Origin of the sequence: Aulosira sp. FACHB-615, assembly GCF_014698045.1 — a bacterium.
In the GTDB taxonomy this organism is placed as follows: Bacteria; Cyanobacteriota; Cyanobacteriia; order Cyanobacteriales; family Nostocaceae; genus Nostoc_B.
In genome coordinates this window covers 85,725-100,338 of the sequence record NZ_JACJSE010000009.1, presented here as the reverse complement: position 1 = coordinate 100,338, position 14,614 = coordinate 85,725, and the positions used below count along the sequence as shown (strand labels likewise).

The window sequence follows — 14,614 nt, the reverse complement described above, 5'->3', positions numbered from 1 at the left end:
ATGAGCCTTGTAGTGTTGTTGACGGCAAAGTTATGCTTCCAGTAGCGGCAAAGTTATGGGTAAAGTCACAGAATTTGAGTTAAAAATCTATGTATGATATATATGTAACACGGTAAATCTAGCAACATACCGGGGTAAGAATAGCAGAGGGACAACGGCGGTGGGCATAGTAGTTGAGAATGTATCCAAAAATTTTGGTAGTTTTAAGGCAGTTGACCAAGTTGACTTAACAGTTAAAAGTGGTTCACTGGTGGCATTGCTTGGGCCATCTGGTTCTGGTAAATCTACTTTACTGAGGCTAATTGCTGGTTTAGAAATGCCAGATAGTGGCAAAATCCTTCTGACTGGAAAAGATGCTACTTATCAAAGTGTGCAAGAACGAAATATTGGGTTTGTGTTTCAGCATTATGCTTTGTTCAAGCACATGACTGTGCGGCAAAATATTGCTTTTGGTTTAGAAATTCGCAAAGCCCCAACTAAGAAAATTCAAGGGCGGGTAGAACAGTTACTAGAGCTAGTACAATTGGGTGGATTAGGCGATCGCTATCCTTCACAGTTATCTGGTGGTCAAAGACAACGGGTAGCATTAGCGAGAGCCTTGGCAGTCGAACCGGAGGTGTTATTGTTGGATGAACCCTTTGGTGCGCTGGATGCCAAAGTGCGGAAAGATTTACGGGCATGGTTACGCCGCCTCCATGATGAAGTTCATGTTACCACTGTTTTTGTTACCCACGACCAAGAAGAAGCAATGGAAGTGTCGGATGAGGTCGTAGTCATGAATAAAGGACGGGTGGAACAGGTAGGTACACCAGCAGAGATTTACGATAATCCCGCGTCGGCATTTGTGATGAGTTTTATCGGCCCGGTGAATGTTTTACCAAACACTTCCAGAATTTTCCAAAGCTCTGGATTTGATGCACCACACCCAGAAGTGTTTTTACGTCCCCAAGATGTCATTATTGAAAAACAAGCCAATGGTGCAACGGCATCTGCTAAAGTCAGCCGCTTAATTCATCTGGGTTGGGAAATTCAAGTAGAATTAACTTTAGATGATGGACAAGTAGTAACAGCTCATCTCACACGCGATCGCTTCAACGAATTAGAGTTAGAGCCACAACAACGGGTTTACGTCAAACCCAAAGATGCCAAATCCTTTCCGGTATACTACTCAATCTAAAGTTAAAAATTAAATAATTACTTGCAAAAGAAGGATGAAGTACATTTATCCTTCTTTTTTGCTGTTAGGACTTACGCCAGAAGGTACTCCCAAACATAAACTCTCAGGACTTACGCACCAAGATTGTCTATGAAGATTGGGTGTAAGGGTGCAAGGGTGTGTGGCTTAATACATACACCCCTGTACCCCTACACCCTCGCCAAAACACTTGATTTTTCGTTTTTATGCGTAACCTTGTGTATAGGTGTTCCAAACCTCCACACCCTCTTGATGCGTAACTCCTACGTGTATAAGTTATTCTTTATTTTTCTTTATACTTCTATAAGTATATACTTACTTTTCTTAATATTCACTTAAGATTTAGAGATAAAATGTCTTTAAACTTTAAGTTGCAGTGTTCAGTTTTCTAAACTTGCCTACAATTAGGCATAGATAACCTCTACCCAATGGTAGAATTTTTGAGCAAAACAATCAGGCATAATTTTTGTCTGCTTAAATAAAAATATGAATGAAACATTACACCAAGGTATCAAACATCAACCAGCTAAAATACCTAATAGCACAGTTAAAAACATAACAAGAGCTTGATGTTAGGCAGATAAATCTCTGTTACTGTGACAATATCAACTCATAATCCCAAAACTTAAGTTGGAATAGTTACAACTTTTTGTTAGCCAAAATCACATAGATAACTACCACCAATCATTCTTTCTCAAATTGCCAAAAGTTAAAAAAAGAAAAATCACGAAAATCTTGCTGAGATGTTTACTGCCATTTTTATTTGTAGAAATTTTAAATTCTTGTAATCAAGAAAGCTGGATTAAAGTCAGTAGCAGACAGATATAATGTATACATTTTTAAATTATTGGTTAAGTTCTGCAAATCCGACACTGAGAAAAATTGCTACCAAAAAGCAGCTTTATGAAATCTTATAAATTGCTACAATGAAACCCCGTAGAAACCGATAAAACTTCAAAGAAAGAAAACTTACTTTGGTTCTATGATTTAAGAGCTCAACCTATATCTATTAAAAATCCCTATTATTGACACCCCAAGCAAAAATAAAAGGTAAAAATATGAAGATAATTCCAGGTTTATCTAGGTCATTTGCGCTGCAACTACTAACATTTACAGCAATAGCCACGGCGACAACCTTAAAACATAATTCGTTACCAGCTTACGCCCAAGAGGCTCCCAAAGAACCCCAACCCACAACAGAGCGGATTTGCTCTTTAGATCCTGTGGAATCTTTATTACCACCACCCCAAGCCAAAACTAGCAATTCTTTATTTTCATACCTAGCTGCTGAGGGATTTACTCAGAGCAAAGATGGTTCCTGGGTATGTTATGTCAATGACCCGAAAAAAGAAGGACGTTATTACACCTTATTTAAAGTTCAAGAGCTAAATGGAAAGCTGGTTGGCAGTTCTTTTTTAGACGGTGGGAATTTAATTGAAGGTCAAGATAACCGCACCTTAGATTTTTTTATGACGCTGATTGAGCATCATCTCAATGGTGATCAAGAAAATCGTCAAAGCATACGTAGATATTTAGAATCCTTTATCTCTTTAGTCAAAGAAGGCAAAATCAAAGCTTCCCGTCGCGGGTTTTTGTTTGACCAACCCAACCGTGCTTTAGTCGTCTACCACACCATTGGTAATGGTGCAGCAGGAGAAATCAAAGGGACAGCAATTACCCTCAACATTCAAATATCTGATAAAGTCAATGCCAACTCAACCAAGAGTGCAGTGCCAACTTCTGTAGGAGAGAATATCCAACCTAACCAAAAATAACACGAATGATTGAATGGCTTGTGAGTGGTGTTTCGTTTATTGACCAGGAGATGTATCTTGTTGAAATCAACTGTCAAAAGCATAGGAATTTCGTTAACGTCTTTGGCAGTAGTATTGTCTGTTTGCCAATCTGCTAACGCACAACTAAATGTAGGACAGCGTAAAATCCAAAGAGGACTGGAGCGTGAGTACCTCCAATATCAGCTAGAAAATCGTAATCTCAGCGATGCGATCGTCATCCCTAGCTGTATTGTGGGTAGTGGTACTGGCTGTAATAAAACTGGCACAGTCCTGCAACAATTACTGGCAATTAATGGTGGCCCTAGTTACTACGATTTAGTAATTCGAGCCGCCGGGGGACAGCAAAACTACCAGAATTTCGCGGCTTTTTATGGCAACAATGAAAGATTGCCAGAAATTCCGTTTGCATCGTTTTGGAAAAGACAGTCTCCATCAATTGTGGATGGTTATCAATACGTCCTCGGCCAGCCTGTGAGCCGTAGTCCGGTGGCTGGTTTGGGTGCAGTGACTAGAAACTTTGCTTGGTCACCAATATCTAGAGGTGATAATTCTCTTAGTCCCAGAGAAGGACTATTAGATTTGAAGTATTCTTTCGGGCGTGAACTCTTGGTTGAGGTATCAAAAATTCCAAATCTCCAACAGCAGATTCGTGCTTTAGATTTGCCTCCTGAGATGACGCAGTTTTATTTAAATAACCTCTCGCAAGGGTTAAATGCTTTAAAAACTGGAAATGAAGAGGCACTACAAGAAAACATTTTAAGAATCTTTTCCTTTCCCTATTCACCTAACTACACAACAAGTCCTAACTATGGGCGGGTATCTCTGGACACACCAAAAGAGTTAGACAACATTGAAGGTATCCCTATAGGTGGTGAAGAACTCAACCCCGACATCGCATTATTAGAACCAGACTCATTTTTGCTAGAGTCAGATACTGGACTAGCTTTAGATGTTGGTACCATAACTGGAAGTGCTTTTAACCCCTTGTATCTCAGTCCGGCGCTTTTATTGCTATTACTCCTGACAGGTGGAGGTGGTGGTAATTCCTCTCGTGCAGTCACAATTCCTCCAGTGGTTCCACCTGTTCAACCTACTCCCAACCCAACCCCAACCACACCACCACCAGTCAGGGTGGATGAACCATCAACACTGACCGCTATACTATTGCTGACACCTTTATTGGGTGTACTCAGCTATAAAAAGCGCACCACCAGAACAAAAACTTGTGTGAAATATTAAGAGTCATCTTTGATTTTTGAAAAAGCTTCAATATCTTTCAGGTCGGCATTTACCATTGTTTTTTAGGTTGGTTGAGAGTTGGACTGCAAATTACCATCCCAGCTATCTTTGATTAATAAAAATCCCTCGGCAAGCTACCGAGGGATATATTAATTAGTACTTTTCACCTAAAAATATCCCACTTCCTTAGAATACCCATTCGGTTTAAGATGAGTATGCCAAAATGCCAAATTGTTGTTATTTATGACTCAGCTGATCGAATACGAAGAAGCCAGCGCCGAAGTTCGTGCAGTCTATGATGATATTCGTGCAACACGACAAACAGATTACATTAATAATTTTTGGAAAGCTTTAGCTAATCATCCGCCGACGCTACAACGTACTTGGCAGACAATTAAGGAAGTGATGACTGGCCCTGGTGAACTTGACCCACTGGTGCGCGAGTTGATTTATATTGCTGTGAGTGTGACGAATGGCTGTGATTACTGTATATCGTCCCATACGGCTGCTGCCCGTGCTAAAGGAATGAATGATGCGATGTTTGGCGAACTGCTGGCGATTGTTGGGACTGCAAATATGACTAATCGTTTGGCTAATGGTTATAAAATTCCAGTGGATGAGCAATTTCAGTCATAATGAGGAGCTTAATAGAAAAACTTTGACTGGCATTAACGATTCATGGCTACCCGCACCCGCAGATTTAACTTTATCAGCGAATGAAGTTCATATCTGGCGAATTGACCTTGATATAGTAGACTCACTACAAGAAAATTTTGCTGCAACTTTATCTAGTGATGAACTGACTCGCGCTAACCGATTTCGTTTTGTGGAACATCGCCAGCGTTTCATTGCGGGTCGTGGTAGTTTGAGAAATATATTGAGTCGTTACTTAAAGATTGCACCACAAGAAGTAAGATTTGACTATGAACCTCGTGGTAAACCACTTTTAGCTGATGGTTTAGCAGCTAGTGGTTTGTTGTTTAATTTGTCGCATTCTCAAGATTTGGCTTTGTGTGCGGTGAATTACACAAGCAAAATTGGCATTGATTTAGAGTATATGCGTTCTGTTTCTGATTTGGAGGCTCTTGCTCAAAGGTTCTTTTTACCGCGAGAATATGAGTTAGTGCGATCGCTTCCTCCTCATCAACAACCAGAAGCATTTTTTCGTTATTGGACTTGTAAGGAAGCTTATTTAAAAGCCACAGGTGATGGAATTTCGCAGTTAGAGCAAGTAGAAATATCTCTCACACCTCAACAAAGTGCTAAATTACTCACATCTGAAGACTGGAGTCTTGTGGAGTTTACACCTGCTGATAATTATCGTGCGGCTGTGGCTGTGGCGGCTTCTGGTTTGGATTTCAAATATTGGCAGTTCAACGAAAGAACTGTTAAAAAATCCTCCTAATATTACGCCACCCAATTCCAGATAGAAAAATTAAAAGCGTAAGTATAAAGTGATATGGCAAACCAAGTTAAAATTGCATATCCCCAACGATTGTGGCGAGAAAATACCAAACCTAATGCCCATGAAAGCGACACAATGCCATAAGCATAACGACTAACAGACATCAATGCTCCAGAAAAGATGATGAGTAACAAAGAACAAAAACCGTAGGTTACAGCCGTTTTACTCAACTGGTGGCGAAAATACCACAACATATAACCGCCACCAAATACCATCACAACTTTAATTAAACTGTCTTTGCCCACAGCAATAGCATCAGTTAAAATTTCCCACCAACTTGGTTGCGCCCATGCTTTTTGGATATGCACAAATGCTAAAGGATCTTTGAAAGCAATGGCACAATATACACTAAATGAAATTAATCCTAATGGGACACAAAATCCGGCAAGATAAGCACTTAATGGTTTCTTTTCTTGCCAAGCAAGCAAAATAAAAGTAGGTAATAATGTAATTCCTGTGGCGCGAGTTGCACTAGCCAAAGCCCCACAAATAGCAGCCCAAACATATTGACGATTATCGAATGCTCGCAAGGCTGCCGTAGTCAATAATAAAAATAAACCTTCAGTATAAATAACTGTGCCGTATAAAGAAAACGGACACCAAATCATCACAGCAGTTGACCATTTTGCCACATAACTTCCATGACGTTCTTTGACCCAAGAATATAACAGTAGCAATGCCCCTAAAAAAGCAAAATTATTTACTAATGTACCCGCTACTTCAAAGGGTAAACCCAACACCATTAATCCACGACTAATTAAGGGAAATAAGGGATAAAAAGCAATAGGATATTGATTGCCATCTCTAGCATAGCTATAACCTTCAACAGCTATTTTGCGATACCACTTGCCATCCCAATGAGAAAATAATTCCCAACCTGGTTGCGGAAAAAAACCAGGATTATAGTCTAGGGGATATGGAGGTTGCCAGTATGGATGCACAGGTGATGTGTGCATTAAAGGAGCAACAACTTGCATAGCAATAATAATTACAAGTCTGCTCACGAGCCACATTAAAATTATAAAAAGATAGTCATTTATGGGGAAATTAATATTTTTAAATAGTATTGGTTGTTTAATTAGTTTTTTCATATAGGAATCATATTTGATTTTTGAAATATATGTAGGATGTATTAGCGACGGTGTAATACATCTACAGCAAAGTTTTCGGTGCGTTACGGCTTACGCCTAACACACCCTACTGGCTTTCATTTTGGATGACACTTCGCTATATTTTCGTCAACAAGTTTAGTGCCTAACTCACTATCATAATATTACTTAAGATTAAATGGTTGGCAAAATCAGACTTTAGGGAGATTTACGAGGTTGGCGTAATTCCCAGAGTGAGTAATACTCATCTCGATAAACAAGATTTATTTTAGCTTGGTTTTGAGTTGCTAATTTTTGTCGCCAAGTATCAGCAATATTGAGTAGGAAAACTTGGGTATAGCCGTCGGGAATTTTGGGAATAATTTGATTTTTCACCAACTTTAATTGGACAGTTGGATCTAAAAGATAACTCAAAGAAAAGATATTCCCATAATTAATTTCTTCCCCATCACTAATTAATAATGAACGGGAAGAACGATGAATAATTTGAGCAACTTGGAAGTTATCATAACTCACGCCTTTATTCCACCAAGTGCCAGCTTGATAATATACCCGCGCCGAAACTAGTCCAGTAACAATCAGCAGTGATAAAATGATTTGCCAAATTCTGCGTCTTGCTAAACCACCGTTATGAATTTGTGTAGCTAACAAATAAGCAACAGCAATTTGAATACCTAAATAAGCTGGGAAAAAATATGGCTCAGAACCTATCTCGATGCCACCAGAGTTTAAGGCTGATAAAATTAATGGTAATGATGGTACTAACATCAAAATTACAATAAATAGCCAAGTTTGATAGTTAGCAGTCAGACAGAGAAAGGCAATTGCACATCCGACTAAAATTACCAAAAGTCCTAAAATTAGATAACTGTAATTGTTATCTAACATCATATCTAAATCAAAAAATATTCTTCTGAACTGTGTTAGTAAGAATGGGAATACAGGCTGTGATGGTAATTGGCTATTTACTTCATTATTTGAGATTAAGAACTGCAAAAATTTGGCTAATCCAATAATTAGCCAAGGAATAAATGCAAAAAAGGCGACAACTGAAGCTGAGAGGTAAGCTAAAAAAGCTTTATTGAAGCGAAATCCGGCAATTGTGATCACATAAATTCCATGTGCGATCGCAACCAATATACTCCATATACAGGTGTAGAGGCTTAATACTAAAGTGACTGTATAAAGACTCCAATGAGAAAACTGATCTGGTGTTGATTTATCTCCAGATGTTGACTCTAGTCGTAAAGCGCGGATGAGTGCAGCACTGTTAATGATAATAATGACAAACCACAGAATATATTCTTGGGCTTCTGTGCCATATATCAGATAAACTGGAGAAACTGCGGCAAGTGCGATCGCAATCCCAGATACTGATAAGGATACAGGAAATAATTCCCGACATAACCAATAAATAGCCGGAAATACTAACAAGCTAATACAAGCTGATAAACTGCGAATCGATGTAATTGAATTACCAAAAATCTCTAGCCAAAATCGCGCGATCGCAAAATAAAGTGGTGTACGTTGCGGATTTTCTTTCGCTAAAGACATAATTGTATCACTCAGTCCTTTTTGGGAATTCACACCTTGGAACTGAGTTAAACTCTCTGGAGAAATTACACGATTATTAAATAATTGCTGCTTGACTTCCGCAACTGTATAGCCAGAAATTCGCAATGATGTATATGTTTCATCATGAGAATAAACTTTGCTATCTAGATTAAAAAAGCGGAACAATAAAGCCATCACCAGCAAAACAATAATTAAAAACCGCAACCAACTTGGCATGATGGTGTTCTGCTGCATAGTTACATAAATTATATAGGAATCCGATTTGATTTCTGAATCTAGTTGTGTAGGCAGGGAGTAGGGAATGGGGAGTAGGGAGTAGGAAAGAAGCTTGACCTGAGTGTCCTGATTTTTTTCATAAATCAAATATGAGTCTTATAGGGAGATGAAAGATGGCGGACACTAGTAAAATTATTTATTTTTCAAACACTTGGGTAAATGCCATTTTGTAAAATTTTCTAGATTAGAAATAGTCAAAAAATCAATTGTTTTAAACTGTCGATCAATCGCTGGTAAACTACATATTTTAGCCCCGATACTTAAATAAGCTTGTAAAATCTTGGGAATTTCTACTTGACATTTATCTAAATTAGGTGGCGTAATTTCTAACTTGTATGGCGAATTGGGAGATACTAAAATACTTGAATGCGTGAAATTGTTTTTTTGAAAAAAATGATATGCACAAGCAGCTTGTCTCGCAGATTGTGTGAGTAATGAAGCACAACCAAAAAAATATTTATTCTTACTCCAGATGAGATAATTTGCTAGTCCTTCCCACAGTAATAACAAGGCTTGACTGTGACGAAATTCTTTAGCAATACACGCACGTCCAACTTCTACCGATGTTTGCAGTATATGTTCAGGAATTGTGCTGAGATTAAACACATCAGCTGCATCAAAACCTAAACCTTGAGATGCCATTTGATAAGTTTGCATCCGATAAGTGCCAATTGTTTGACCAGTTTGTTTGGAAATCAACATTAAATGATGACAAACTTCATCAAATTTATCCCTATCCATCTGGGTGAGGCTAGAACTAGAAAATCCCAAGCCTAATTCCAGATTAAAAACTTCAAACCGCAAGCGGAAGATAGATTCTAATTCTTCTTCAGTTGCAGCCAGTCGCAAAATATACTTGTCGGTTTGAAGGACTGGAAAATCTGTCCAAGAAGAAGAAAGATTGCGTGAATAATGAATGTTGCGGTAAGAAATTTCCATCTGTCTTCCAACTGAGATGTGCGGAGATATCCTAGTCAATTCACACGCTTTACTCAAACATTCGATGCACTATCATACCAAAGCGTTACAGGCGTGATTTTCTAGGATATATTTCCAGAAAGGTCTTTTGATAAATCTTGAATTAGTAGCGTGTCAGGTTTATCTGAGAATTATCACCAAACCTCTTCTGAAAACAGTATTGATTTTCCCCATTTCATCAACAAATCCTCTCCCCGTCATGATTTGAGAAGTTAGTAGAGTCACCAGAGTGAGAAATGAGTGCTTTTATTATGCCTTTGAGTTAAAGAAAAATCTGGCAATAAGATACAAATTTTACGAATACATGAATTAATTTTGTTGTCAATAGACAATTTTCAGATTATGTAGTGTTTTTTGGTTAAATGTTATACAAACTGGTTATGAATTCATCCTTTATACCCTATCTGATGAGCCAAATTAACTGGCTTCGTCATTTCGCATCAATACTACTAAGCAGCAACAACTTACAGCTAATTTGATTAAACTTAAAGCCCCAGTTTTTAAGACAATAAAAGCACCCAAACCGATTAAAATAAAAGGTACAAGCTGATTAATGTAGCGAGTTAAAATATCTGCGATCGCCTTTTGATCAGCTAACCTATAAGCAACGTAGCATAAAACACCCAACAATAAAAAAAATACCCCAATAATTACCCAAAAGCTAGTTAAATTACTACTAGCAAACAGGGGAATATACACACTAATATTATCACTGCCATTAGCAATAGTTACTGCCGCAACACTATAAGTCTGGGGAGCGATAAAACTAATAGTATCTCTTCCTGAAGACGTGAAATTTTCTGCTACCAACTCTTCTTGATTGTCATCTTCTGGATTAATCAAATTACTAATACCGATAGCGATGGGAATCAAACCTAACAATCCCAACCAGTTAGCACCTAAAACAAAACCACCAAATAAACCAGATAAACTTAAAATGACTAGGACAGTAAAACCTAAATACTGTCCTACAAAAATATGTTGCGGTCGAAAATCAGTATTGATTTGCGAAAAAAAAAGTAGCAAAATCACAATATCATCAATATTAGTGGCGCTAAAGGCAACAACACCTGTACTAATTGCACTAATTAAATCATCCATTTGCTAGAGGCTGAAACTTGGGTATGAATAATTTAGCTACATCTTTTTTTGAAGGCATCATTGCTTTCTCTGCTACTAATATTGATGACATCATAGTTCTACTACTACTATTCTCTCAGGTAGGTGGTAAATTTCGACGGCGGCATATTATATTTGGTCAATATCTTGGGTTTTTAGCTATCATCATTGCCAGCTTACCAGGGTTTTTTGGGGGTTTAGTTGTGCAGCGTGAATGGATAGGATTACTCGGAATCTTACCAATTGCGATCGGTGTGATGCAATTGCTCAACCGAGAACAAGAAACTATCGCCATTCAAGAAGTAAACACTGATTTTAAACAGCATTCACCAGTTAATTCATTATTATCTTTAATTTTGAGTATTTTGCATCCCCAAACTTATAAAGTTGCCGCAGTCACAATTGCTAATGGTGGGGATAATATTAGTATTTATATTCCCTTATTTGCTGGTCAAACCTTTGCCAGTTTGGGAGTAATTTTAAGTGTATTTTTAATTATGGTTGGTGTTTGGTGTACTGTTGCGTATTTTTTGAGCCAACACACTACCATTGCTTATCTTTTAAGTCGCTACGGTAAAATTATTGTGCCTTTTGTCTTAATTGGCTTAGGTTTATTCATTATGTACGAAAGAGGTACATTCAACTTACTACCTTGGGTCAATAGTCAATAGTTTATTTGATGATGAACACTAGCCTCTAGTCTTTCACTAAGCTTGATAAACTAACTTCCAACTTACCATCATCAAGATTGCATAGATAATAAATCGCAGTGGGCGTTGTGGCGCTATTTGACAGATTTTTGCACCCAACAATACTCCCGGAACGGAACCTAACCATATCGGTAACACCAAATTCCAATTAACTGTGCCTAAGCTGAGGTGTCCTAGGGAGGTAAACAATAATAAAATTGCAGCTTGCGAAATATCTGTCCCTACTAACTTACGTGCATCAAGGCGGAAAAAGGCTATGAGTACCAAGGCAAACATCGAACCAGAAGAAACACTCGTTAGTCCAACCAAACAGCCTAAAACTGACCCCAAAAGTATGGTGTAGAAACGACCTAAATGAGTAGTTAAGTCGATTTTTGGTAGTTCTGGTAAACTGAATTTAGGAAAAAATGTCAAAAGTAACAGTTGTACCAACGCTAGTACAGTAATGAGTAAAATTGTCCCCCCTAGCAAGCGCAGCAAAATACTGTCTAGGTTATATTCTCCAGAGTGCTTTATATAGTGCAGTATCCCCACACCCAACATTGAACCCGGAACACTACCCAAAGCCAGCCACTTGACTACTTCAGCGTCTAAGGTTTGTTGTTGCCAATGCTTAATGCTGCCAACTACCTTCATTAAGGTGGCGGCTACAACATCAGAACTGACAGCAATTGATGGCGGAACTTGAAAAACAAATATCAACATTGGGGTGATGAGAGAAGCTCCACCAATTCCTGTTAAGCCAACGACAATGCCCACCAAGAAGCTTAATAGTGGCAATAATAAATAATCCATACTCCTTCCAAAAATGCGGGTTTCTCGTACAGTCAAATCTGTCTACAGCAAAGCAGGAAAAACTACCGCCAAGTGCTAGGGGAAGCTCTTGGTGGTAAGAGATGATCCTTGTTGAAGATGAAGAACAGTTTTTTTACAGTGCTTTTAGCAAAGAACTATAAGCCGACTGGTTTACCGTATTTTACCTATAAATAGGACAAAACGTCTAGCCTAATCTGACTGGATCAGGACTTACGCAGCAAAAATATCTGTGGGAATTGGGTGTGGGGTTTTGAATACTTACACCCTTACACCCTCATACCCCTGCACCCTGTTCTAAAACCTTATTTTTTCGTTTTTTTGCGTAAGTCCTATGGATGTAGCGAAAAGACCAGATGTACTACGACTAGATTTATAATTACCAAAATTATTGGTATTATGTCTGTCCAATTCTCACCAATGTGAGGGGAATTTATGTTTTTTAAATACTTTTTGTCAACTTTTTGTCAGGAATGTTGAGATGGGGTGTAGGGGTTTAAGGGTATAGGGGTGTGAGGTTTTTAAACATCTGCACTCCTACGGGGAAGTCAAAAGTCGGATAATTTTTGACTTTTGACTTAATTGTGGCTATGACTGCCTCAGTCTTAATACTTATTCACGATTAGGAACTGCGGGTTTTTTCCCGGAATTACGCACATTGACAACCTTACTCAGTAAGTCGAACCAAAAAGGCGCACCCATTGAAATGGCAATTCCACTGACAAACCAGCCAGCAAGCATTGTTAAATAGTGTTGGATGAAGGCGATTGTAAATTGATTATTTCTAGTGGCTTTTGGTATTTGTTGGTCGAGGTTGACTTGGTTCCAGCCAATTGGGAGAGAAATATCTGTCAAAACTTGGTCGGTTGCTTCTTTGAGTTGTTTTAAATCTTGAGCGTTATTAGTTTCGACTATTTGACCGGCACTATTGACAATTGCTGTGCGAATTGCGGTATCTTTCGATAATCTGCTGACAATATGGAATGTATCTGCATTGGCAATAATAGCGATCGCAAAACCAATTAGCAACGCCACACCTTTGGCATTCCGCTTATAAACACCAGAGGCGCGTTCCATTGAGTTATTAAAGGTTTGCTCAATTTCGCGGCGTAATATATTAACGCCATCCTCTGTTGATTTGGCTTTCAGTTGAGCGCGTTTAGCTAATGTCGCCATATTACCCACCACAGAGGGCGGTAGTTTTTGACTAAACTGTTCTAATCTTTGGCTGAGATATTGAAATGTTTGGTATGCTTCGCTATCTTGATCTTGAAACTCCTTGATAAACTCTTGCTGGACTTCACTACCAACACTAATTAACTGCACAACTTCGTTAATCCCAGGGCGTAATCCTTTTAAACAAATTGTCTGTTCAATATCATCAAAAGTATCTGCTCTTAAAACTTTTAACCGCCCAAGAGCATTATTTAATAATTCATGTTCTGGCATATCAGCAGCAAAACAGCCGATATATCTATCTACACTTTTAGCCATACGACTCAGGCTTGTAGATAAATCTATTTTATCTTTCTGGAAATCAGCAATAATGAGTTTAAAACTTTCTGCTACAGTTTGATTAAATTCATCACGAGTATTTGCTAAAAACTCTTGAATATGAGCATCTGTATGATCTATCCTCGCTTCTATCCGAGATAAGATAATTTCAAATTCTGCTAATTGCTGATGTGTAAAATTTATCAGTCTTGATTCTGTTAACTTTTGGACGAGCTTAGGTAAGCCTAATGTGTCCATCAAGGTTGTCGCAAAGGTTTCCGCCGGGATGTAAGAAGGCGCACTATGTTTTTGCTTTCTTGCTTCGTCTTTGCCATTTCTGAGATACCCAAAAATACTTTTAGTTCTCTTTTCCCCTGGCAGAGAAATCTTATTCAGAATAGAGGATAATAACCAAATAAACTTCCGTGGTAAGGTTGTTAAAAATCCTTTAGCTTCTTGGTTAACACTTTGCAGCAACGGATGATTATATATGTCGTTTACCAGTTGAATAACATTATCATCATCTGATTTGCTGACATCACCTGCAATCAGAATTTCAATTGATTTTTTTAAGTGAACAGCCCGCCATTGTAATACTGTTGTCAGTAGTTCCTGGATTTCTGAAGCCAATAAACTTAATATTAAGTAAATAAATACTAATCCAATTGTTATATCTAGTATAAAAGGTAGACTCATCGATTGTTTCCCAACAAATAATACACACCTGGTTGGTAACAGTTGTATCATTTTTAGCAATCAATGAGTGTTAAATAAAATGAAAAAAAATAGTAGGGTTGCTCAAAAAATTTATCGCTAATCAGAGAAAATTGAGTTAACCTGGGAAT

The 14,614-nt window shown here is 38.1% G+C and carries 12 protein-coding genes; 6 read left to right on the top strand and 6 right to left on the bottom strand.

Features of this window, described 5'->3' with window-relative positions:
- Nucleotides 1-160 precede the first annotated feature (160 nt).
- The 5 genes from H6G77_RS16850 to hetI all read left to right on the top strand — a co-directional run bounded on the left by H6G77_RS16850 (nucleotide 161) and on the right by hetI (nucleotide 5,635).
- Nucleotides 161-1,177, top strand: a complete 1,017-nt coding sequence (locus tag H6G77_RS16850; RefSeq protein WP_190590769.1) for a TOBE-like domain-containing protein — start codon at nucleotides 161-163, stop codon at nucleotides 1,175-1,177.
- Nucleotides 1,178-2,253: 1,076 nt separating this feature from the next.
- On the top strand, nucleotides 2,254-2,970 hold the full coding sequence (locus H6G77_RS16845; RefSeq protein ID WP_190673363.1) for a hypothetical protein: 717 nt from the start codon (nucleotides 2,254-2,256) through the stop codon (nucleotides 2,968-2,970).
- 57 nt (nucleotides 2,971-3,027) lie between these two features.
- Nucleotides 3,028-4,230: a hypothetical protein gene (locus tag H6G77_RS16840; RefSeq protein WP_190872178.1), complete on the top strand. Its 1,203-nt coding sequence runs from the start codon at nucleotides 3,028-3,030 to the stop codon at nucleotides 4,228-4,230.
- Between the two features lie 243 nt (nucleotides 4,231-4,473).
- Nucleotides 4,474-4,866, top strand: coding sequence for a carboxymuconolactone decarboxylase family protein (locus H6G77_RS16835; protein ID WP_190590766.1), 393 nt, complete (start codon nucleotides 4,474-4,476; stop codon nucleotides 4,864-4,866).
- Entirely contained in the window at nucleotides 4,847-5,635 is a 789-nt protein-coding gene (gene hetI, locus H6G77_RS16830) for a 4'-phosphopantetheinyl transferase HetI (RefSeq protein ID WP_190872177.1), read from the top strand. Before H6G77_RS16835 ends, hetI begins: the two co-directional genes overlap by 20 nt.
- Nucleotides 5,636-5,637: 2 nt before the next feature.
- Here the strand turns inward: hetI and H6G77_RS16825 are convergent, their stop codons facing one another.
- From H6G77_RS16825 to H6G77_RS16810, 4 genes are all read right to left on the bottom strand, one after another.
- On the bottom strand, nucleotides 5,638-6,786 hold the full coding sequence (locus H6G77_RS16825; protein ID WP_190872176.1) for a hypothetical protein: 1,149 nt from the start codon (nucleotides 6,784-6,786) through the stop codon (nucleotides 5,638-5,640).
- Nucleotides 6,787-7,002: 216 nt separating this feature from the next.
- Nucleotides 7,003-8,613 carry a glycosyltransferase family 39 protein gene (locus H6G77_RS16820; RefSeq protein ID WP_190872175.1) on the bottom strand — a complete coding sequence of 537 codons (1,611 nt, stop codon included), beginning with the start codon at nucleotides 8,611-8,613 and terminating at the stop codon, nucleotides 7,003-7,005.
- Between the two features lie 174 nt (nucleotides 8,614-8,787).
- A complete protein-coding gene (locus tag H6G77_RS16815; RefSeq protein WP_190673351.1) occupies nucleotides 8,788-9,594 on the bottom strand; it encodes a GNAT family N-acetyltransferase in 807 nt (268 codons plus the stop codon).
- Nucleotides 9,595-10,050: 456 nt separating this feature from the next.
- Nucleotides 10,051-10,734, bottom strand: coding sequence for a cadmium resistance transporter (locus tag H6G77_RS16810; RefSeq protein WP_190872174.1), 684 nt, complete (start codon nucleotides 10,732-10,734; stop codon nucleotides 10,051-10,053).
- Between the two features lie 23 nt (nucleotides 10,735-10,757).
- Here H6G77_RS16810 and H6G77_RS16805 point away from each other — a divergent pair, with 23 nt between their 5' ends.
- The gene (locus H6G77_RS16805; RefSeq protein ID WP_190590760.1) at nucleotides 10,758-11,423 is read left to right on the top strand and encodes a cadmium resistance transporter; all 666 of its coding nucleotides are present in this window, start codon (nucleotides 10,758-10,760) and stop codon (nucleotides 11,421-11,423) included.
- Between the two features lie 36 nt (nucleotides 11,424-11,459).
- Here H6G77_RS16805 and H6G77_RS16800 read toward each other — a convergent pair whose 3' ends face one another.
- Nucleotides 11,460-12,257, bottom strand: a complete 798-nt coding sequence (locus H6G77_RS16800) for a sulfite exporter TauE/SafE family protein (RefSeq protein WP_190872173.1) — start codon at nucleotides 12,255-12,257, stop codon at nucleotides 11,460-11,462.
- A 630-nt stretch (nucleotides 12,258-12,887) separates the two neighbouring features.
- The gene (locus tag H6G77_RS16795; protein ID WP_190673345.1) at nucleotides 12,888-14,465 is read right to left on the bottom strand and encodes a hypothetical protein; all 1,578 of its coding nucleotides are present in this window, start codon (nucleotides 14,463-14,465) and stop codon (nucleotides 12,888-12,890) included.
- Nucleotides 14,466-14,614: the final 149 nt, after the last annotated feature.

What these genes read in the sequence shown, in the direction of transcription:
- H6G77_RS16845 (WP_190673363.1), top strand. Translation starts at nt 2,254, where the DNA reads ATGAAGATAATTCCAGGTTTATCTAGGTCATTTGCGCTGCAACTACTA.
- H6G77_RS16835 (WP_190590766.1), top strand. Translation starts at nt 4,474, where the DNA reads ATGACTCAGCTGATCGAATACGAAGAAGCCAGCGCCGAAGTTCGTGCA.
- hetI (WP_190872177.1), top strand. Translation starts at nt 4,847, where the DNA reads ATGAGCAATTTCAGTCATAATGAGGAGCTTAATAGAAAAACTTTGACT.
- H6G77_RS16825 (WP_190872176.1), bottom strand. Translation starts at nt 6,786, where the DNA reads ATGAAAAAACTAATTAAACAACCAATACTATTTAAAAATATTAATTTC.
- H6G77_RS16820 (WP_190872175.1), bottom strand. Translation starts at nt 8,613, where the DNA reads ATGCAGCAGAACACCATCATGCCAAGTTGGTTGCGGTTTTTAATTATT.
- H6G77_RS16815 (WP_190673351.1), bottom strand. Translation starts at nt 9,594, where the DNA reads ATGGAAATTTCTTACCGCAACATTCATTATTCACGCAATCTTTCTTCT.
- H6G77_RS16810 (WP_190872174.1), bottom strand. Translation starts at nt 10,734, where the DNA reads ATGGATGATTTAATTAGTGCAATTAGTACAGGTGTTGTTGCCTTTAGC.
- H6G77_RS16805 (WP_190590760.1), top strand. Translation starts at nt 10,758, where the DNA reads ATGAATAATTTAGCTACATCTTTTTTTGAAGGCATCATTGCTTTCTCT.
- H6G77_RS16800 (WP_190872173.1), bottom strand. Translation starts at nt 12,257, where the DNA reads ATGGATTATTTATTATTGCCACTATTAAGCTTCTTGGTGGGCATTGTC.
- H6G77_RS16795 (WP_190673345.1), bottom strand. Translation starts at nt 14,465, where the DNA reads ATGAGTCTACCTTTTATACTAGATATAACAATTGGATTAGTATTTATT.